Source organism: Plasticicumulans lactativorans, from assembly GCF_004341245.1.
Taxonomy (GTDB): Bacteria; Pseudomonadota; Gammaproteobacteria; order Competibacterales; family Competibacteraceae; genus Plasticicumulans_A; species Plasticicumulans_A lactativorans.
This window is the reverse complement of record NZ_SLWY01000012.1, coordinates 109,570-132,663: the sequence shown is the minus strand read 5'-3', so window position 1 is coordinate 132,663 and position 23,094 is coordinate 109,570. Positions and strand designations below refer to the sequence as shown.

Annotated in this window: 1 protein-coding gene (only partly in view); it reads left to right on the top strand. The window is 73.5% G+C overall.

The features are described from left to right. Positions 1 to 23,094, top strand: partial view of a CARDB domain-containing protein gene (locus tag EV699_RS12075; RefSeq protein ID WP_165904118.1) — the 3' portion only. It extends 18,594 nt beyond the left edge of the window; only the last 23,094 of its 41,688 coding nucleotides appear in the window; the start codon falls outside the window, past its left edge; the stop codon is at positions 23,092 to 23,094.

Genomic DNA, 23,094 nt, shown 5'->3' with positions numbered 1-23,094 from the left:
GTCGCGACGCGCTCCGAGCGTGCAGGCGGCACCGTCTCCTTCGACGTCAGCGTCACCAACCGCACCGATTACGACCTGCGCGTGCCGCTGATGCTCGCGCTGGACCCGTCGCGCTACTTCGCCGGCAGCGCCGTCGGCGCCCCCGAGCGCAGCGACGGCCTGTGGCTGCTCGACATCGGCGCCGGGCTGCCCGCGGGCGTGCTCGCGCCCGGCGCCACGACGCTCGTGCGCACCGTCACGCTGACCAACCCACTGGGCCAGCACGTCGAACTCGGCAGCGGCGTCTACGCGCTGCCCTACCCGAACCAGGTGCCGGCGTTCGACAGCGCGCCGGTGACCGCGGCCACGGCCGGCAGCGCGTGGCGCTACCAGGCGCATGCCGCCGACCCCGACGGCGTGGTGCTCACCTACGTGCTGCTCGATGCGCCCGCGGGGCTTGCACTCGATGCCCATACCGGGCTGCTGGACTGGTTGCCGACGAGCGCGAGCGTCGCCCGGGCGGCGGTGGTGCTGCGCGCCTACGACACGCGCGGCGGCTACGCGACGCAGGCGTTCACGATCGAGGTCGCCGGCGGCAACCGCGCGCCGGCGCTCGAGCTGCCGCCGGCGGTGCGGCTCTTCGAAGGCCAGCCCTACACGCTCGCGGTGCCGGCGTCGGACCCCGAAGGGGCGCGGCTGTCGTACTGGGTCGAGCACCTGCCGCCGGGGGCGCGCTTCGACGCGCGCCGCGGCGTGTTCGAGTGGACGCCGGGCTACGACGCGGCCGGCGAATACCGCAACGTGCAGTTCTCGGTCGACGACGGCACGCAGACGGTCACGCGCACGGTCGCCTTCACCGTCGATCCGGTGAACGCACCGCCGGTGCTGCGCGGCATCCCCGACCGCACGGTGCGCCAGGGCGACCCGGTGCGCTTCACGATCGTCGCCGACGACCCCGACGGCAGTGCGCTCGGCTACAGCGCGATCGACCTGCCGGCCGGCGCGACGCTCGACCCGAACACCGGCGCGTTCGCGTGGACGCCGGGCTACGCGCAGGCCGGCACCTACCCGATCCGCCTGCGCGCGAGCGACGGGCACACCACGGTCGAGCGCACGGTGCGGCTCGAGGTGCAGAACGTCAACGTCGCGCCGGTGTTCGACCCGTTCGATAACCTCTCGGTGCTCGAGAACGAGACGCTCGCGCTGCGGCTGTTCGCCTTCGACGCCGACAACCCCCGCTACCTGCCGCAGGTGCGGCTCGCCGACGGCCAGTTGTCGCCGCCCGAGGGCACGCTGCCGAGCGTGAGCTACAGCGTCACCGGCCTGCCGCAGGGGGCGACCTTCGACGCCGCGACCTCGCTGCTGCGCTGGACGCCGGGCTACGACCAGGCGGGCACCTGGCAGCTCGCGGTCACCGCGACCGACGACGGCGACGGCACCGGGCAGCCGCTCGCGACGACGGTCGGCGTGACGCTCGAGGTGCGCAACGCGAACCGTCCGCCGCAGTTGCCGGAGATCGCGAACCAGCACGTCGACAAGGGCAGCGTGCTCGACCTGCCGCTCGTCGCCACCGACGCCGACGGCAACCCGATCGCCTTGCGCTTCGAGCACCTGCCGCACTTCGCGAGCTGGATCCCCGGCGACGACGGCAGCGGGGTGCTGCGCATCGCGCCGGGCGCGCGCGACCGCGGCGACTACGTCGTCACGGTGACCGCGAGCGACGACGGCGACGGCGGCGGCGCGAAGACGGTGCTGTCGGCCTCGCGCAGCTTCGTGATCTCGGCCGATTCGGCATCCGAGCCGCCGCTGCTCGCGCCGATCGGGCCCAAGGTGGCGGTGTTCGGCCAGCCGCTGCAGTTCACGCTGCGCGCGAGCGACCTCGACCAGGATGCGCTCGCCTTCAGCGCCGACGACCGCCCGGCCGGCGCGACGCTCACGCCCGGCGCGCAGTACGGCAGCGCGGTGTTCACGTGGACGCCCACGGCCGCCGACGCCGGCGCGCACGACGTGACCTTCACGGTGACCGACAGCCTCGGCAACACCGACCAGGCGACCGTGCGCATCGTCGCGCGCGCAAGCAACGCCGCGCCGGTGCTGCTGCCGGTGGGCAACCGTACGGTGGCCGAGAACGCCACGCTGACGCTGCAGCTCGCCGCACGCGATGCCGACGGCGACCCGCTGAGCTACGGCGCGAGCAACCTGCCGCCGGGGGCGACGCTCGACGCCGACAGCGGCCTGCTCACGTGGGCCACCGACTACTTCTCGGCCGGGCGCTACGCCAACGTGGTGCTGACGGTCAGCGACGGCGCGGCGAGCAGCAGCGAGACCGTCGCGCTCACGGTGACGCCGACCAACCAGGCACCGCTCCTGGTCGAGATGCCGACGCTCGGCGGCCAGGAACAGCGCCTGCTGCAGTTCACGCTGGTCGGCACCGACCCCGACGGCGACGGCCTGGTCTACGCGGCGCTCGACCCGCTGCCCGCGGGCGCCTTCTTCGATACCGCGAACGGCCGCTTCGAGTGGACGCCGGACTACGACCAGGCCGGCGACACGCTGCTGCACTTCGCGGTGCGCGACCCGAGCGGCGCGCAGGACGCGATCGCCGTGCGGCTGCAGATCGCCGACGTGAACCGCGCGCCGACGCTGGCCTTCACCAACCACCAGGTCGGCCTCGGCCAGACGCTGGACTTCACGGTCGCCGGCAGCGACCCGGACAGCGGCACCACGCTGGTCTACGCGGTGCGCGGGCAGCCCGACGGCGTCGACTTCGACACCGCCACCGGCCGCTTGGTGTGGACGCCGGGCGCCGGCCAGGTCGGCGACCACCTCGTCGTGCTGAGCGTGTCCGACGGCATCACGCGGGTCGAGCGCGGGCTCGCGCTGCGCGTCGCGGCGCAGCCGCAGGGCCCGGCGGTCGCGCTGTCGCTGACGCCGAGCTTCCCGTCGGTGCCCGGCCAGCCGGTCGCGATCAACGTGCTGGCCGATGCCTACTCGGCGGTGGCGGGGCGCACGCTCACGGTCGACGGCGTGGCGCTCGCGCTCGACGCGAACGGGCGCGCGATCTACACCGCGCCGGCGAGCGGCGTCTACGCGCTGGTCGCGACCGCGACCGACCTCGACGGCTTCACCCGCACGACCACGCAACTGCTGCGCGTGCGCGACCCGCTCGACCACGCCGCGCCGGCCGTGGCGCTCGACGCGACGCTGTCCGGCGGCCGCCTGCAGGCGCCCACCGCGCTGCGCGGCAGCGTCGAGGATGCGAACCTCGAACGCTGGTCGCTCGCGATCGCGCGCGCCGGCAGCGACGACTGGGTCGTGCTCGCCGACGGTACGGCCACGGTCGACGGCGTGCTCGCGACGCTCGACCCGCGCCGCTACGCGAGCGGCTTCTACCGCCTGCGGCTCACGGCGACCGACGTCGCCGGGCGCAGCGCCGAGACCTTCAGCGCGTTCGAACTCGCCGCCACCGCCACGGCGGGCCGCTACGAGCGCACCGCGACCGACTTCAGCGCCACGCTCGGCGGCAAGACGCTCGCGTTCACGCGCCGCTACGACTCGTTCGGCGCCGCCGAGGCCGGCAGCTTCGGCCACGGCTGGAGCCTCGCGCTGCGCGACCTGCGCGTCGAGACCGACGTGCCGGCCACCGGCGCCGAAGCCGCGGGGGTCTACGGCCCGCTGCGCGAGGGCTCGCGGCTGTACATCACCACGCCGGACGGCGCGCGCGTGGGCTTCACCTTCGCGCCGCAGCAGGTCAGCGACCGCGGCTTCACCTACTTCCTGCCGCGCTGGGTCGCCGATGCCGGCCACCCGTGGCAGCTCGAATCGGCGCACCGGCTGCTGCAGCGCGCCGCCGGCAGCTTCTACGGCTTCGACGACGGCAGCCCCTACAACCCGGCGGCGCTCGACGGCGAGCGCGCGCAGTACACGCTGATCGACGGCGCCGGCACACGCTACGAACTGACGGCGGCCGGCGGCACCACGGCGATCACCTATGCCGACGGTGTGCGCCTGATCGTCAGCGACAGCGGCATCGTCGGCCCCGGCAACGCGGCGATCGGCTTCACGAGCGACGCCGCCGGCCGGCTCACCGGGGTGTCCGCCCCCGACGGGCGCAACTGGGCCTACGCGTACGATGCCCAGGGCAGGCTGGTGTCGGCGCGCGACCTCGCGGCCGGCAGCTCGGAGCGCTACGGCTACGCCGACCCGGCGAGCCACCGGCTGACACTGGTCGCCGGCCCGGCCGGCGGGGTCGCGGTCGAGTACGGCAGCGACGTGACGACGCGCGCGGCGACGGCGGACCTCGGCGGCGCGCTGAACTACCTCGCGCGGCCGTTCGGCGGCGTGCTCGGCGCCGGGACCACCGACCTCTACACGCTGGCGGTGCGGCCGAGCGAGATCGCGCTGCCGCAGGGCGGCGCCTTCCTGCTCGGCGTCGAGCTCGAAGCGGCGCCGGGCAGCGCGCTCGTGCCGGCGCTGCCGCAGCTCGACGGCCTCGACGCGATCGCCGCCGGCCGCACCGAAGGGCGCGCGTTCGCGATCTTCCGCGTCACCGGGGAGGGGCTGCGCACGCTGCGGGTCGGCGGCAGTGGCGCCGGCGCCTACACGCTGCGCCTGTATGCGGCCGGCGACGTGAACGGCGACCGGCGCGTCGACGGCGACGACGTCAGCGCCTTCATCGCCGCCCGCGGCAGCGCCAGCGGTGAGCCCGGCTACGTGGCCGGTGCCGACGTCGACCGCAACGGCCACATCGACGCGGCCGACGCCGCGCTGCTGTTCGCGAACCTCGGCTTCTCGCCCAACCAGGGCCCGCAGATCGGCGCCGGCTCCGGCTTCACGCACGTGGCGCTGGCGACGACGGTCGACGTGGCCTCCTTGCTCACCGATCCGGAAGGCGACCCGCTGACCTTCCGCCTCACCGGCGCGACGCACGGCAGCGCGCGCCTGTCGGGCGACGGCACGCAGGTGATCTTTCGCCCCGACGACGGCTACGCCGGTGCTGCGAGCTTCACGGTGGTCGCCGACGACGGCTACACGCCGTCGGCGCCCGGCACCCTGACCGTGCAGGTCAGCGATGCGCCGCTGCTTCGGCTCGATTTCGCCGAGCGGCGGCCGCTGCTCGAACCCGGCAACGTCATGCACCCGCGGGTGCTCGGCGGCTTCGCCGACCAGACCGGCGTCGAGCTGCCGGCGGACTACTTCACGCTGAGCTCGACCGATCCGGGGATCGTGCGCCGCATCGGCGACGACGGGGTGCTCGCGGTCGGCGAAGGCTTCGCGGCGCTGGTCGCGCGGCGCGGCGACATCCGGGCCGCGACGGCGGTCGTCGCCGGCCACCCGAACGCCTTCGAGGAGGTGCAGCTCGCCGCCGGCATCGACGTCTACCCGCACGGCCTGACGCTGGTGCCGGAGAGCGGCGAGAAGCCGCTGCTGGTCACGATCAACGGCGGTGATGCGGTTTCGGCGGCGGGCGCCGGCACGCTCTACTTCGCCGGCAGCGACCGCGTGCTCGAGGTCGGGCCCGACGGGCTGGTGCGCGCGCGCCAGGCCGGCGAGTCGACGGTCACGGTGATCCACAGGGGCACCGAGTTCGTCGTGCCGGTGCGGGTGCAGGCGCCGGCGCTCGCACAGGCGGTGCTCGGTGCGCAGGGCGGCGCGGTGGCCGCGGCCGACGGTGCGGTGATCGCGGTCGCGCCGGGCTCGCTCGGCACCGATACGACGGTGCACATCGCCCGGGTGGCGGAGAGCGCGCTGCCGATGGCGATGCCGACCGACTTCGGCTTCGTCGCCGCCTACCAGCTCGACTTCGGCGGCGCCGCGCTGGCGACGCCGGCGCAGTTCGCGATCCCGGTGCCGACGTCGATCCCGGTCGGCAAGCAGCTCTACCTGTTCCGCGCCGCCGACGTGCCCGACGAGACCGGCCACCTGGTGCGCATGTGGTTCCAGGACGAGGTCGCGGTGGTCGGTGCCGACCACGTCGCGCGCACCAGTTCGCCGCCGCTGCCGGGGGTGTCGCCGTCGGGGCTGTACGCGATCGGTGACCCCAATACCAGGGTGTCGATCGCCCGCGGCGTACTGACCGCGAACTTCCCGCTCGGCGTGATCCCGATCATCACCGGTGGTGGTATCGGCGGCATCGCGACGATCGCGCCGTACGTCGCGATCAGCATGTCGATCTCGCAGCTCAAGATCGTCGCGATCCCGCAGGACGGGCTGCCGGTGGTCTCGACGGTCGGCGTGCAGCTCGACCCGTCGCGCGTCACCGACGTGGCGGTCACGCTGAGCCGGCCGCCGCAGGCGCTACCGCAGAGCCCGGTGCTGATCGCCGCGCGCAGCGAGTTGCGCAACGTCGGCGGCACCACCCGGCCGGTGATCGTGCTGACCGGCGTGCAGCTCGCGTCGATCGGCGGCACCAGCCTCCATTCGCGCTTCGTCGTGCGCTTCGCCCAGCAGGGTACGACCCTCGATGCGACGCCGGTGGGCCCGGTGACGACGACGCCCAACGGCCTGGAGGAGGTGGCGGTCGAGATCCCGCAGAGCGTGATCACCGGCCTCGCCGCGGTGTCGCTGGTGCGCATCGACAGCGTCTACGGCCTCGCGCCGTGCACCCGCGTCTACGAGTTGCAGGAGCGCGCCTACGCGAGCAACGAGCTGACGCTGCCGGCGACCGGCAACTACGTGCTGTCGGCCCTGCGCGGCGCACAGCAGGTTGCGGTGATGACGCAGGGCAACCCGTTCGCGCCGCAGCCCGAGGAGGAGCTGAAGCTCGCCGCGCGCATCCCGGTCAGCGCCTACCCGCGGGCGACCGCGCTGACCAGCGACCACACGCGCGCCTACGTCACGCTGTCCGGCGTCCCCGGCAAGGAAGGCGTCGCGGTGCTCGACCTGGTGGCGATGCAGCAGGCCGACGCGAAACCCGGCAACGCGCCGCGCAACGGCAGCGGTGCGGTCACCGGGCCCGACCCGCTCGACATCATCCCGCTGCCGCTGAACTCGCGGCCGTTCTGGATCGCGCTCGACCCGAGCAACCGCTACGCCTACGTGTCCGACGAAGACCCGGGCGGGCCGTCGGGCCGCGACGGGCTCGTCTACGTGATCGACATCGATCCGAAGTCGGCGACCTTCCACCAGGCGATCATGACGATCGACGTCGGCGAGGCGCCGTCGGGGCTGCGCCAGCTCGTCGTCAGCGAGGACGGCCGGCGCCTGTACGTCGCCGCGCCCGACCGCGACGGGCGGCTGCAGCCGGACTTCCCGCTGTCGTCGAGCCGCATCTACGTGATCAACATCGACGACAAGGACAAGCCCGCCGACCCGTCGACCAACCCCAGGCACTACCGCGAGACGCTGACCTGGGTCGACACCGGCAAGGAAACCTACGCGCTGCAGAACACCGGCGACCCGAAGCGCATCCTGTTCACCAACCGCTACCTCGACGACGACGCCGCCGTCAGCACGCTGACGGTGGAAAACGACGAGGCCACCCGCTTCTCGGTGGCGCCGCTGCTGTCGGCCGAGGGGCTGACGCTCGGCACCTCGGCCGACAGCTTCGACGCCAACAACGCCAACGCGCTGCTGGTGCTGCCCAAGGACGCGCTGAAGCCGGTGATCGGCGAGCACCCGGAGTACATCTTCGTGGCGGCCTACAACCGCTACCAGCAGGGCATCCCGTCGTCGGACCCCGACTACCTTTCGGGCCCCGGTGCCGGCACGCCGAGCGGCGCCAACATCGGCATCGTGCGCGACGGCAAGCTGGTGGCCGCGACGACGCAGATCCCGATCGGCGTGCTCGACAACCTGGCCTTCGCGAGCGGCTACAACTACCTGTTCGCGGCCTTCCGCGGCGTCGACATCCAGGTGCCGGACCCGGCCTCGCCGACCGGCACGCACCGCGAGACCGGCGCGGTGATGGCCTACAACCTGGTCAACCTGGTCGGGCAGGTCGAGTACTTCTTCGACGACCGCCCCGACCTGCAGGAGCGCATGGCGCGTTTCCCGATCGAGCAGCTCTACTTCGACCAGATCCTGCCGCTGCAGGAGGACCTGCAGCTCTTCAACACCGCGATCGACATCAAGGCCGACTACCGCATCATCAAGGCCAACTTCCAGGCCGGCCGCTTCGTCTTCGGCGTGCCGTACCTGATGGACGGGCTGGGCAACTACCTGCTCGATGCCAGCGGCAACAGGATCCCGTCGCCGAACGGGCCGTTCGCCACCGGCGGCACCGCGCAGGGGCTGTCGGCGCACCCGACCGAGGTCGCGCCGGGGCCGCGGGTGCAGAACCAGTTCGACCTCGGGCGCAAGATCGGCATCGACACGCGCGACGACCTCGGCGTCAACGACCTGCTGAAGAAGCTGCAGGAGCCGCAGGACTGCCCGCCGGTGCAGACCAACTCCGAGGTGCAGCTCGACACCGGCGCGATGACCGAGACGCACGCGCTCGCTTCCTACAGCTCGCTCGGCAAGGCGCAGCAGATCACGCTCGCCTACGACTCGCTGAGCGCCGACCCGCGCCCGATCGTCACCTTCAGCTTCGAGGACATCGGACCCGAGCTGGCCGCCTACCTGAGCGGCCCGAACCCCGAGCTCACGCTCGCCGGCAATCCGATCCTGACGGCGCAGGTCACCTTCACCGGCAAGGGGGGGTCGGTCACCGGCCCGCAGCAGTACTGGTCGATCCCGCGCACCGCCGATGACTTCAGCGTCGCGGTGCAGACCGACCTGGGCAACCTGCCGACGGGCTATTACACGTACACGATCAAGGCCAGCTTCGCCGGCAAGGACCGCGAGTCGACCGGCACCAAGCTCGTCGTCAACAACAGCGACGGGCCGTTCGGCCGCGGCTGGGGCATCCAGGGGCAGCAGGACCTGAACCTCAGCCTCGACGGTTCGGTGACGATCAACGACGGCAACGGCCAGAGCCAGCAGTTCAACCGCCGCGAACTGCCACCGTACGCCGCGTCGAGCTGCGCGCCCGGCGTCACCGAGGTGTTCGACACGCTCAAGGGCGACGACTCGACGTTCGTGCGCACCACGAGCGGCAACTACCGCCGCACGCTGAACGACGGCACGGTCTACGAGTACAGCCAGCCGCACGTCAGCCCGACCGGCAAGGTCGTGCCCGGCAAGCTGGTCGCGGTGACCGACCGCTACGGCAACCAGACCCGCTACGGCTACGACCCCGAAGGCCGGCTGCTGTCGATCACCGACCCGGTCGGGCTCACGACCTCGTTCGTCTACTCGGGCGATCACGTCACCGAGATCATCGACCCCGCCGGGCGGCGCACGCAGCTCGCATACAGCGGCAACGACCTGGTGCGCATCACCGACCCCGACGGCTCGGTGCGCCGCTTCGAGTACGACGCGCGCGGCCACATGACGGCCGAGGTCAACAAGCTCGGCGGCCGCGAGACGACCCGCTACGGCTTCCACGGCCGGGCGCTCGAGGCGGTGCGGCCCGACAACACCGTGGTCGAGATCGCGCCGTGGCAGACGCTCGCGCTGCAGGACCCGACGACGACCGCGAGCAAGGACCAGCCGGCCTTCGTCACCGTCGGGCGGCTCGAGGACCTCGCCGCGAGCTTCACGGCGCCCAACGGCAACGTGCGCCACGTCACCCTCGACGCGCGCGGCTTCGTGCTCGAAGAGCGCGATGCGCTCGGGCCGCTCGACCGCTTCGTACGCAACGACGCCGGGCAGGTCACTGAGTTCACCGACGCCGAAGGCCACGTCGTGCACTCGGCCTACGACGAGCGCGGCAACCGCATCCGCGTCAGCGACGAGGCGTCGGCAAGCGGCGCGGCGATCGTCACCACCTACGATCCGGTGTTCGACCAGGTGACCAGCGTCACCGACGAACTCGGCCGCACCACCACCTACCGCATCGACGCCAGGGGCAACGTCACGCTGATCCGCCACGCCGACGGCAGCGAGTGGCACTACACCTACACGCCGCAGGGCCTGGTCAGCACCGCGACCGACCCGGCCGGCCACCAGACCGCGTACTTCTACGATGCGCGCGGGCGGCTCGAACGCGTGCGCAACCCTGATGCGACGACGCGCAGCTACAGCTACGACGCGGCCGGCAACATCAGGACCGCGACCGACGAGGCCGGGCGCACGACCACGTACGTGTACGACGCGATGAACCGGCTGCTGCGCACGATCCAGCCGGCGGTGCAGGCGAGCGGTGCCACGGTCAGGCCGGAGCTGCGCTGGAGCTACGACGCGGCCGGCAACCAGACCAGCGCGACCGACGCCAACGGCCACACCACGTCGATGAGCTACGACGCGCGCAACCGGCTGCTGACGCGCACCGCGGCCGACGGCGGGGTCACGACCTACCGCTACAACCTCAAGGATCAGCTCGACTGGCAGCAGGATGCGCTCGGCCGGCGCATCACCTATGCCTACGATGAGCGCAACCGCGTGCGCTTCCAGACCGACGCACTGGGCGGCATCACCGAGTACCGCTACGGCGGCGGCGAGCACGCCGAAACCGTGATCGACGCGCGCGGCAACGCGACCCACTACGCGTACGACGCGCGCGAACGCTTGGTCGAGCGCACCGACGCCGACGGCAAGGTGTTCGTCAACGTCTACGACGCCGCGAACAACCTGGTCGAGACCACCGACGAGCTCGGGCGCACGACGCACTACGGCTACGACGCGCTGAACCGCCGCACCTCGGTGACCGATGCGCTCGGCAAGTTGTGGAAGACCGAGTACGACGGCGTCGGCCGCGTGATCCGCGAGACCGATGCGCTCGGCCGCGTGACCACCTATGCCTACGACCTGCGCAACCGCATCGTCGCGATCACCGATGCGCTCGACCGGACGACGCGCAGCGAGTACGACGCGGTCGGCAACCGTACCGCGACGATCGACGCGCTGGGCCGGCGCACCGAGGCGGTGTTCGATGCCCTGAACCGGCTGGTGTCGGTCACGCTGCCCGACCCGGATGGCAGCGGCGGCGCGGCCGGGCCGTCGGTCACGCGCATGGAGTACGACGCCGCCGGCAACCGCGTGCGCACGATCGACCCCACCGGCCACGCGACCGAGTACCACTACGATGCGCTCAACCAGCTCGTCGCGGAGATCGATGCGCTGGGCGACACCGCGAGCACCGAGTACGACCGGGCCGGCAACGTGGTCGCGGCGGTCGACTTCCTCGGCCGGCGCACCGAGTACCGGTACGACAGGCTGAACCGGCTGGTCGAAACGCAGCGCACCGACCCGCAGCAGGCCGGCGCGCTGACGACGAAGACCGGACGCAGCTACGACGCGGTCGGTAACCTGGCGTCGACGACCGATGCGCTCGGCCGCGTCACCGCGTACACCTACGACAAGCTGAACCGCCTCGAAACGACCACCGACGCGCTGCTCGGCGTGAGCCAGCGCGAGTACGACGCGGCCGGCAACCTGACGGCGACGATCGATGCGCTGGGGCGGCGCACCGGGTACGCCTACGACGCGCTGAACCGCCTGGTGACGGTGACCGAGCCGGTGCCGGAGGCCGGTGCGGCCGCGCCGGTCACCCGTTACGCGTACGATGCGGTCGGCAACCGCGTGCGCACGCGCGATGCGCTCGGCTTCGAAACCGTGTTCGGCTACGACGAACTGAACCGCGTCGTGTCGATCACCGACGCGCTCGGCCACACCGCGTACCGCCGCTTCGATGCCGTCGGCAACCTCGTCAGCTCGACCGACGAGCTCGGCCGCGTGACGCGCAACGGCTTCGATGCGCAGAACCGGCTGATCGAGGTCGAACGGCCGGACCCGGACGACGGCGGCCCGCTCGCGGCGCCGGTGCTGCGCTACGGCTACGACGCGGCGGGCCGCCGCACCCGCATGACCGACGGGCTCGGCGCGCTGACGACGCTGCGCTACGACGCCCTCGGCCGGCTGGTCGAGACCACCGATGCGCTCGGCCAGAAAGCCGGCACCACCTACGACGCCGTCGGCAAGGTGCTGACGACGACCGACGCGCTCGGCCGCGTGACGCACTACGGCTACGACCTGCTCGACCGCCGCACCTCGATCACGCACCCCGACCCCGACGGCACCGGCCCCGATGCCGCGCCGGTCGAGCGCTTCAGCTACGACCTGGCCGGCAACCTGACCGGCAGCACCAACGGCCGCGGCAACACGCAGCTCTACCGCTACGACGCGCTCGACCGCGTCATCGAGACCGAGGACGCCGAAGGCGGCATCAGCGGCGCGAGTTACGACGCGGTCGGCAACCTGCTGGCGCGCACCGACCCGCGCGGCCACGTGACGCGCTACCACTACGACGCGCTCGACCGGCGCACGTCGATGACCGCGCCCGACCCGGGCGGTGCCGGCGGTGCGCCGGTGACGCACTACGCCTACGACGCCCGCGGCCGCCTGATCGCCGAGACCGACCCGCGCGGCCACACGACGCGCTACGCCTACGACGGGCTCGGTCGGCAGATCACCCGCACCGATGCGCTGGACCAGGTCACGCGCACCGGCTACGACGCGGTCGGCAACGTCATCGAGACGATCGATGCGCGCGGCAATGCGACGCGCTACGGCTACGACGCGCTCGACCGCCGGGTGCGCGCCGAGCTGCCCGACCTGGACGGTGGCGGTGCGCAGGCCGCGCCGGTGATCACCTACGGCTACGATGCCGCCGACAACCGCACGCGCGTGACCGATGCGCTCGGCCACGCGACGACCTACGCCTACGACCTGCTGCACCGGCTGATCGCGACCACCGACGCCGCCGGCGCGACGACGACGCTCGCCTACGACGCGGTCGGCAACCTGCTCGCCCGCACCGATCGCCTGGGCCACGCGACCCGCTTCGAGTACGACGCGCTGAACCGGCTGGTGACCCGCATCGACGCCGACCCCGACGGCGGCGGCGCGCAGGCCGCACCGGTCACGCGGATGCGCTACGACGCCAGCGACAACCTGGTGCGCACCACCGACGCGCTCGGCAAGGTCACGCAGTTCGGCTACGACAAGCTCGACCGCCGCATCGAGACCATCGACGCGCTCGGCCACAGCAGCGGCGCGACCTACGACGCCGCCGGCAACGAGATCGCGACGACCGACCCGCTCGGCCGCGTGACCACGCGCGAGTACGACGCGCTGAACCGCCTGGTGCGCACCACGCTGCCCGATCCCGACGGCAGCGGCGGCGGCGCGGCGCCGGTGCTCACCTTCGAGTACGACGCCGGGGGCAACCTCGTCGCGCGCACCGACGCGCTCGGCCACCGCACCGAAACCGCGTACGACGCGCTCGACCGCGCGGTGAGCGAGACCGACGCGCTCGGCCGGACCCGGCGCACCGGTTACGACGCCAACGGCAACGTGGTGTCGACGACCGACACCGCGGGCCGCGTGACCACGCTGAGCTACGACGCCCTGAACCGCCGGGTGGGCGTCACGCAGCCCGACCCCGACGGCAGCGGTGCCGGGACCGCGCCGCAGACCACCTACGCCTACGACGCCGCCGGCAACCGCACCGGCATGACCGATGCGCTCGGCCGCGTGACCACGCTGAGCTACGACGTGCTGAACCGCCTGGTGCGGCGCACCGACGCGCTGGGGCAGGACAGCAGCTACGCCTACGACGCCGAAGGCAACCTGAGCGCGAGCACCGATGCGCTCGGGCGCACGACCACCTACGCCTACGACGCGCTGAACCGCCGCATCACGCTGGCGCGGCCCGACCCCGACGGCGGCGGTGCGCAGGCGGCGCCGGTGACGCGCTACGCCTACGACGCCCAGGGCAACCTGGTCGCGCAGACCGACCCGCTCGGCAGGGTCACGCGCTACGGCTACGACGCGCTGAACCGGCGCACGACGGTCACCGATGCACTGGGCGGCGTCACCCGGCTCACGCTCGATGCCGTGGGCAACGTGATCGCCTCCACCGATGCGCTCGGGCGCACGAGCACCTATGCCTACGACGCGTTGAACCGCCGGGTGCTGGTGAGCGCGCCCGACCCCGACGGCAGCGGCGCCGCGACCGCCCCGCAGACCGCCTACGCCTACGACGCCGCCGACAACCTGATCGCGAGCACCGACGCGCTCGGCCACGTCACCGCTTACGGCTACGACGCGCTGAACCGGCGCACCAGCAGCACCGATGCGCTCGGCCAGGTGGTGACGCTCACCTACGACACGGCGGGCAACGTGGCGTCGAGCACCGACGCTTCGGGCGCGACGACGCACTACGCCTACGACGCCCTCGACCGACGCATCCGCGTCACGCGGCCCGATCCGGACGACGGCGGTGCGCAGGCCGCGCCGGTCGACCACTACCGCTACGACGCGGTCGGCAACCTGGTCGGCAGCACCGATGCGCTCGGCCGCAGCACCGCCTACGGCTACGATGCGCTGAACCGTCGCATCACGATCACCGACGCACTCGGGCAGACCGCGGCCATGGCCTACGACGCGGCCGGCAACCTGCTTGCGTCGACCGACGTGCTCGGCCACGTCACCGCTTACGCCTACGACGCGCTCGACCGGCGCGTCGGCGTGACCGCACCGGACCCGGACGGCGGCGGCCCGCTGGCGGCGCCGGTGACGCGCTACGCGTTCGACGCGGCCGACAACCTGGTCGCGATCACCGACCCGCTCGGCCATGTCACCGCTTACGCCTACGACGCGCTGAACCGCCGCGTGCGCAGCACCGACGCGCTCGGCCAGCTCAGCGAGACGGTGTACGACGCGGTCGGCAACGTGATCGCGACGATCGACCCGTTGAGCCAGCGCACGCGCTACGTGTTCGACGGCCTGGACCGGCGCATCGGCGTCGAGCAGCCCGACCCGGACGGTGCCGGCGGCCCGGCGCAGCCGCTGCTGACCACGTTCGGCTACGACGCACTCGGCAACCTGACGGCCGTCACCGACCCGCTCGGGCACACGAGCGCACGGCACTACGACGCACTGAACCGCGTCGTGCGCGAAACCGACGCCGCGGGCAACGACACCGCCTACGCCTACGACGCGCTCGGCAACGTGACCGCGTTGACCGACGCCTCGGGCAACGCGACACGGTCGACCTACGACCGCCTGTCGCGCCTGGTCGCGCAGACCGACCCGCTCGGCGCGGTGCGCAGCTACGCCTACGACGCGGTCGGGAACCGGGTGCGGACGGTCGATGCGCTCGGGCGCGTCACCGAGTTCACGTTCGACGCGCTCGACCGCAACACCGCGGAGACCTGGCGCAACGCCGACGGCAGCGTCGCGCGCGTGATCGAGCGCAGCTTCGACGGCATGGGCCGGCTGCTGACGGTGCGCGACCCCGATGCGCGCTACGCGCTCGGCTACGACGCGCTCGGCCGCATGACCCGCATCGACAACGCCGGGTCGCCCGGGCTCGTGCCGGTCGTGCTCGACTACGCCTACGACGCCGCCGGCAACCTGCGCGAGGTGGCGACGACGATCGCCGGCAACGCCGACTGGCGCACGCGCTACACGGTCGACGCGCTGAACCGCGTGATCGCGATCGAGCAGTCCGGCGGCCAGGCGCTGCGCAAGCGCGTCGAGTTCGACTACGACGCGGCCGGGCACAACGTCGCCACGCGCCGCTACGACGCCACCGGCAGCGGCGCCGACCTCTCGACCACGACCGCCTGGGACGCCGCCGGCCGGCTCACCGCGATCACCCACAGCAATGCGGCCGGCACGGCGCTCGCGAGCTACCACTACCTGTGGGATGCCGCGAGCCGCCTGGTCGGCGTCGACTCGACCGACGGCAGCGCGCGCTTCGGTTACGACGACCGCGACCAGCTCATCGCCGCGGACTTCTCGTACCAGGCCGACCAGTCGTTCAGCTACGACGCCAGCGGCAACCCGAGCGGCGCGGGCACCACGGTCGGCACCGGCAACCGCATCACCGAGGATGGCAGCTACCGCTACGCCTACGACGCCGAAGGCAACCGCATCCGCCGCACCGAGATCGCGACCGGCGCGGTCACCGAATACACCTGGGACCACCGCAACCGCCTGGTCGGCGTCGTGCAGCGCGACGCCGGCGGCCACGTCACCGCGTGGCAGACGCTGCGCTACGACGCCTTCGACTGGAAGGTCGCGACGACCACCGATGCCGATGGCGACGGCGCGCAGGCGGCGAGCCGGCTCCTCTACGTGCACGACCGCGACGACGTCGCGATGCTGTTCGACGGCGCGCAGCAGTTGCGCGAGACCTTCCTGCACGGCGACGGCATGGACGCCGTGCTCGCCGAGCAGCGCGGCGGCGAACTGCGCTGGAGCCTCACCGACCTGCAGCACACGGTGCGCGACGTGGCGGACGCCGACGGCGTCGTGCGCGACCACCTGCGCTACGACAGCTTCGGCGTCGTCACCGGGCACAGCGACGCCGCCGCCGCGCCGCGCTTCGGCTACACCGGGCGCGAGCTCGACACGCTGACCGGCCTGCTCGACTACCGCGCGCGCTGGTACGACCCGAACCTGCGCCAGTTCGTGTCGGTCGACCCGATCGGCTTCGCCGCGGGCGACGCCAACCTGTACCGCTACGTCGCCAACCGCCCGCTCGACCGCGTCGACCCGAGCGGCCACGAGACCGCGACGGCCTGGGTCGACAAGGCGATGGACTACGTGATCCCGGGCCGCGCGCTGATCCCGTCGGGTTCGCAGGCCGGGCCGTGGGAAGGGCTGGCGCGCGACCTGACCAACCCGCTGCTGCTGGCGCAGCAGGCCGCCGGCGGGCTGATCGGCGTTGCCGGCTCGGTCGTCGTGCCGCTGGCCGAACTCGCCAAGGGCATCGCGCACCTGGCCACCGGCGGCCTCGGCGACCTCGCCTACGACGCCTACGAGAACGTCCAGCAGCGCTACCAGGCCGCCTGCGGCGACACCGCCAAGGTGATCTGGGGGCTGGTCAGCGATGCGGCCGGTGCGGTCGCCAAGCTGCCGGCGGCGGTGAAGTCGCTACCCGGCGTCGCCAAGCAGGCGGCCGGCGAGTGGTGGAACGACGTCGAGCGGCGCGTGCTGCGCGGCGACGATTTCGGCGCCGCGGCCAAGATCGGCTTCGCGGTCGGCACCGCCGCGCAGGTGGTCGAAGGCGGCGCGGGCATCGCGCGCGCCGGCGTGCGCGTGGTCGCCGAGATCACCACCGAGGCCGCGCGCCTCGTGCGCAGCGGCGTCGGCGCCGCGATGTCGGTCGGGCGCGTGCTGAAGGCCGAGGCCGCCGCGGTCGAGGTCGCCTCGCAGGCACTGACGGCGGCCGAGGTCGCCGCGCGCGCGGCGCGTGCCGAGCGCCTGATCGAGGCCGCGCGCCTGGAGAAGGTGGCGACCGCCGCGAGCGCGGCGAAGAAGGACATCACGCTGTGGCGCGGCGTGTACCTCACCGACGAGCAGGCCGCGGTGATGGCGGCCGACCTCGCCGAAGGCCGGCCGATCCTCAGCAACGCCACGCGCAACGGCTTCTCCGCCGAACAGCAGGCGCAGTGGCGGCGCGAGGCGATCGAATGGGCCGAGCGGCAGAGCGGCGACCGCGCCTGGCTGAAGGGGGCGTCGAACGAGGAGAAGTACGCCGCCTACCACGTCGAGGGCTCCGGCCCCGACACCCAGGGCATCTCCTTCACCGCCGACCGCAAGACCGCCGAGGAATGGGCGGTGCGCTTCAACAAGGGCGAGGGCAAGAAGCCCTACCTGCTCCGGGTCGACGTCGAGGTGCCCGGCCCGAACGTGGTGCGCCAGCGCGGCGCGAGCTACATCGGCGAGTTCGAGACCACGCTGCTCGGCGACACCGCGCAGAGCCGGGGCGCGCTGTACGAGCTCTCCGGCACGCGCGACACGATCCACGGCGGCACCACCTACCGCAAGGTCGCGCCGGCGCTGCGCGAGGCCGGCGCGGAACTCGGCGCGACCTCGGCGAAGGCCGGCGACGTGCTCGGCCCGGGGCTGCTGAACAACGGGCCCGAGTGCATCGAACTCGTCGGCGGCCACGTGCCGAAGTCGCCGCCGGTCGGCGTGTGCTTCGTCGAGGGCACGCGCGTCGTCGTGGCGGGCGCGGGCGGGGCGCTCACGACGCGGCCGATCGAGGCGCTCGAACCCGGCGACCAGGTGCTCGCCGCCGACCCGGACGGCGATGCGCGCGGCTTCGCCCGCGTCGTGCACGTGTTCCGCCGCTCGACGCGCAGCCTGCGCGTGCTGCAACTGGCGGGGCAGGCGTTGCGCACCACCGACGAGCACCCGTTCTGGGTCGTCGGCCGTGGCTGGACCCGGGCGGGCGCCATCGTGGCCGGCGACGAGCTGCTGTGCGTGCGCGGCAGCCGCGCGCGCGTGGACGCGAGCGAGGCGGTGACGGTCGAGCCGACCGCGGTGTGCAACATCGAGGTCGAGGGCTACCACAGCTACTTCGTCTCGCCGCTCGACGACACCGACGGCGCGGTGCTGGTGCACAACGCCGACGAGTGCAGCTGGTTCGTGAGCTTCCAGGGCGTCGGCCCGCTGTCGGAGGCCGACGCCGCGGCCGGTGCGGCGCTCCAGCTCGACGTGGGCGCGGGCCAGGCGTGGCGAGGCGTGATGCCCGAGGTCGGCCTGGTCGACGCGACGCGGGTGGACCCGGCGATCCTGCAGGCGGCTGACCTCGGCACCTACGGTCGCGCGGGGATGCAGTTCCACGAGTACAACAGCGCCGAGACGGCCTTCGGCATGCGCTTCGGCTTCGACCCGGTGCGGATGCAGCCGAGCTGGGTCGAGTTCAACCTGAGCGGCGCCGAGGGGCTGGCGCTGCCGGAGCGCACCGGCTTCCGGCTGGAGGGCACGATTCCGCGCACGCAGCAGATCCCCTCGTCGGCGTACACCAACACGGTCTACGAACGCGGCCACCTGGCGCCGCGCGAGCTGGCGGGGACCTATCACGAGGCGGTGCGCGACCTCGACGTGATGTCCAACGTCAGCCCGATGGTCGGCCGCGGCTCGACCGGGCTCAACCAGGGGCAGTGGCGGCAGCTCGAGGTCTGGACCAACGCGCAGGCGGAGCAGCGGGCCGCGACCGGTGGGGTGCGGGTGCGCATCGACGTGGCGTTCGAGCCGCCCCCCTCGGGCGCCACCGGCCCGTTCAGCGGCGGCATCCCGCAGAGCTACACGCGCACGGTGCGCGATCAGGCGGGCAACCTGGTCGACGTGCGCAGCGTGCCGAACCGGCCCGGCACGCCCCTGCTCGCGCTGCCGACGGCCACCGGCGCCGCACCCGCCGTCGCGGCGGCGAGCCTCGCGACTTCCTGGAGCGCGGCGCTCGCGCTCGGCGAGCAGGCGCTGCAACTGTGGGGCGCGCAGCTCGGTGGCGGTGCGGGCGGGCAGGTGCCGCACCTGCGCTTCGCGCTGGCCGACCTGCCCGACGGCGAGCTCGGCGCGGCCACGATCACCCAGCTCGACGCCGACGGCCGCCCGTCCGAAGGGCGCATCGTGCTCGACTGGAACGGAGACGGCCACGGCTGGTTCGTCGACGCGACCCCGCTCGACGCGTCCGAATTCGCCGCTGCGGACGGCCCGGCCGCGGGCCGCTACGACCTCTTCAGCGTGATCGCGCACGAGGTCGGGCACACCCTCGGCTTCGTGCACGGCTACGACGGCTACGACCGCCACCTGGCGCTCGCGGCCGACGGCACGCTGAGCTTCGCGGCGCCGGGCGTGCACGCCGCGCTCGACGCCGACGGCAACCACCTCGCCGGTGCGCACGCCGACGACCTGATGGCCGACCGGCTCGGCGTGGGGGAGCGGCGGCTGCCGTCGGTGATCGCCGCGCAGATCATCCTCGCCGCACGCACCGCTGCCGCGGCCGGCGCGCCCGCGGCGGTGGCGATCGGCCCGACCGCGCTCGCGGCGCCGGGCGTGCGCAACGGCGGCTTCGACGTCGCGGACCCGGCGGCCGGCGGCTACGGCTGGACCACCGCGGGTGCCGCCGGCGTGCACGACGGGCAGGGCGTGCTCGACGAGGACTCGACGCTGGCGTCGCGCTTCACGCAGTCGCTGGCGATTCCGGCCGGGGCGCGCCAGTTGCGCTTCACGCTGGTCGGCGCCGCGTTCGATGCTCCCGGCAGCGGCCCGCAGGATGCCTTCGAGGTCGCGCTGCTCGACGCGCAGACCCACGCCTCGCTCGCCGGCGGCCTCGAACTGCCCGGTACCGACGCGCTCTTCAACCTGCAGGCCGACGGCACCGTCTACCACGCCGCCGGCGTCAGCGCGCTGGCGCAGGCCGACGGCACGCGGCGGGTGTCGATCGACGTCAGCGCGCTGCCCGCCGGCCAGGCGGCGGTGCTGTACTTCGACCTGGTCGGCTTCGGCGCGCGCGGCAGCCGCGTCGTGATCGACGACGTGCACTTCACGCTCGCCGACGACGAGCCGCCGCCGCAGGCGCAGGACGACCAGGTCACGCTGGCCGAGGACGGCAGCGTCACCTTCGACGTGCGCGGCAACGACAGCGACCCGGCCGGCCGGCCGCTGACGGTGACGCTCGTCGATGCGCCGCAGCACGGCACGCTGGTGCTCGGCCCCGACGGCAGCCTCACCTTCACGCCGGAGCAGGACTTCAACGGCGCCGACGCGTTCACCTACCGGGTCGGCAACGGCACGCTCGACAGCAACGTCGCGACGGTGTCGCTGACGGTGACGCCGGTCAACGACGCGCCCGCTTTCGTGGCGGGGGGCGACGTGACGGTCGCCGAGGACGCCGGTGCGGTGACGCTGCCGGGCTGGGCGGGCGCGATCAGCGCGGGCCCGGCCGACGAGGGCGGCCAGGCGCTCGGCTTCGTCGTCACCGCGGTCGGCGACCCGGCGCTGTTCGCGGTGGCGCCGAGCGTCGACGCCGACGGCACGCTGCGCTTCACGCCGGCGCCCGACGCCCACGGCAGCGCGCTGATCACGCTCGCGCTGCACGACGACGGCGGCAGCGCCGACGGCGGCGTCGACACCTCGGCGCCGCAGTCCTTCACGCTGACGCTGACGCCGGTCAACGACACCCCGACGCTCGCGCCGCTCGCCGACGTCGCGCTGCACGAAGGCGAGGTGTTCGCGCTGACGCTCGCCGCCGCCGACGCCGACGGCGATGCGCTGAGCTTCACGCTGCTCGATGCGCCGGACGGCGCGACGCTCGACGCCAGCGGGCAGCTTGGCTGGCGCGCCGCCGACGGCGACGCCGACGTGGCGTTCACGGTCGAGGTCAGCGACGCCGGCGGCGCCCGCGCGACGCAGAGCTTCGTCGCGCACGTCGCCAACGTCGCCCCGACGCTCGCCATCACCGGCCCGGCCGTCGCGCGCAGCGGCGAGCCCTACACGCTGGCGCTCGCGCACAGCGACCCCGGCGCCGATACGGTCGGGCTGTGGCAGGTCGACTGGGGCGACGGCACGCAGACCGTCGTGCTCGGCGACACCCCGACGCTCAGCCACGTCTATGCCGGCCCGCAGGCGGGGGTGCTGATCCAGGCCCAGGCGGTCGACGAGGACGGCACCTGGACGGCACCGGCGCTCACGCTCGACGTGCAGCCGCCGCCGGCGCCGCCGCTGCAGGTGACGGGCTTCACGCCCGACGCCAGCGGCTTCGCGGTGCGCTTCAACCAGGCCTTCGATGCCGGTGTCATCGAGCTGCGCGACGGCGCTGGCGGGCCCGCCGACGTGAGCGTGCAGGGCGCGGCCAGCGGGCCGGTCGCCGGCACGCTGCTCATCGACGCCGACGGGCGCGGCCTGCGCTTCGTCAAGACCGGCAGCGCGCTGCTGCCCGGTGACCGCTTCAGCGTCACGCTGAAGAGCGGGCCGACGGCCTTCACCGGCGCCGGCGGCGCGCTCGACGGCAATGCCGACGGCATCGCCGGCGACGACTACCACATCGACTTCACGGTCGCCCCGCCGCCGCCGCTGCGCCTGACGCTGCCCGACTTCATGCGCGGCCCCGGCCAGGCGGTCGACGTCCCGGCGGCGCGCTTCGGCGGCCTGCCGGTGACGCTGGTCAGCGCCGGCGACGTGCACCGCGTGAGCTTCGAGATCCGCCACGACGCCGCGCTGCTCGCGATCACCGACGTGCACGCCGGCACCGGCCTGCCCCCTGGCGCCGTCCTGAGCCTCGACACGAGCGAGCCCGGGCGCACCCGCGTCACCGTCGACAGCCCCACGCCCTTCGCCGCCGGCAGCGTCGAACTCGTCAGCCTGGTCGCGCAGGTCCCGTTCGGCGCCGAGTACAAGCGCCTGCACGCGATCGAGATCGGCGCGGTCAACGTCAACGGCCAGGACACCGCCTTCGTCGGCGACGCCGCGCTGCACGTGGTCGGCTACCTCGGCGACACCAACGCCAGCGAGGCCTACGACAAGGACGACGTCACGCTGATCCAGCGCATGGCGCTGCGCCTGGACACCGGCTTCGCCGCCTGGGGCGCGCTCGACCCGCTGATCGTCGCCGACATCGACGGCAACGGCGTGCTCACCAGCATCGACGCCGCGCGCGTCAACCAGGAACAGTCCGGCGTCGACCGCCCCGAGATCCCGCCGATTCCGCTGCGCCCGACGCCAGCTGTGCTCACCGCCAGCGCCGCACCGGCGCACGTGATCGTCGTCGACGCCGCGGCCCCGCTCGCGGCACCGGCGCGGGTGCCGGTCAGCGCCGGCGACACCCTGACGCTGCCGCTCGACCTCGGCGCCCTCGACCCCGCGCAGCCGCTCGCGCTGATCGTCGACTACCCCGCGCCGGCGCTGACGCTGCTCGACGTGCGCAACCCCGCGGACGACGGCGTGCGCTGGCGCCCGCACGAGGCCACCGGCGCCGGGCGGCTGCGCCTCGACCTCATCCGCAGCGGCGTGACCCACGCCGCCGGGCGGCTGCTGCTCGACTTCCGCGTCGGCACGCCCGGCACGATGGCGCTGCGCATCACGCTGCGCTGGCAGGCGCTCGACGCCGACGGGTGGCCGTCACCCCCGACCGCCGACCCCGCGGCGGCCGCCGTCGACCGGCTCGCCGCGACGGCCGCACCGCGGATCGCCTTCGGCGCCGCACCGCTCGAGCGCTTCGACGAGGCGCTGCCGGGGGCGGCGGGGGCATGGCTCGGCGACTGGCTCGCCGCCCGCCCGCAGCCGCCGCGCCCGTGGAAGCTGACCCTGCCGGGGGCGGCGGCGGGGGAGTGA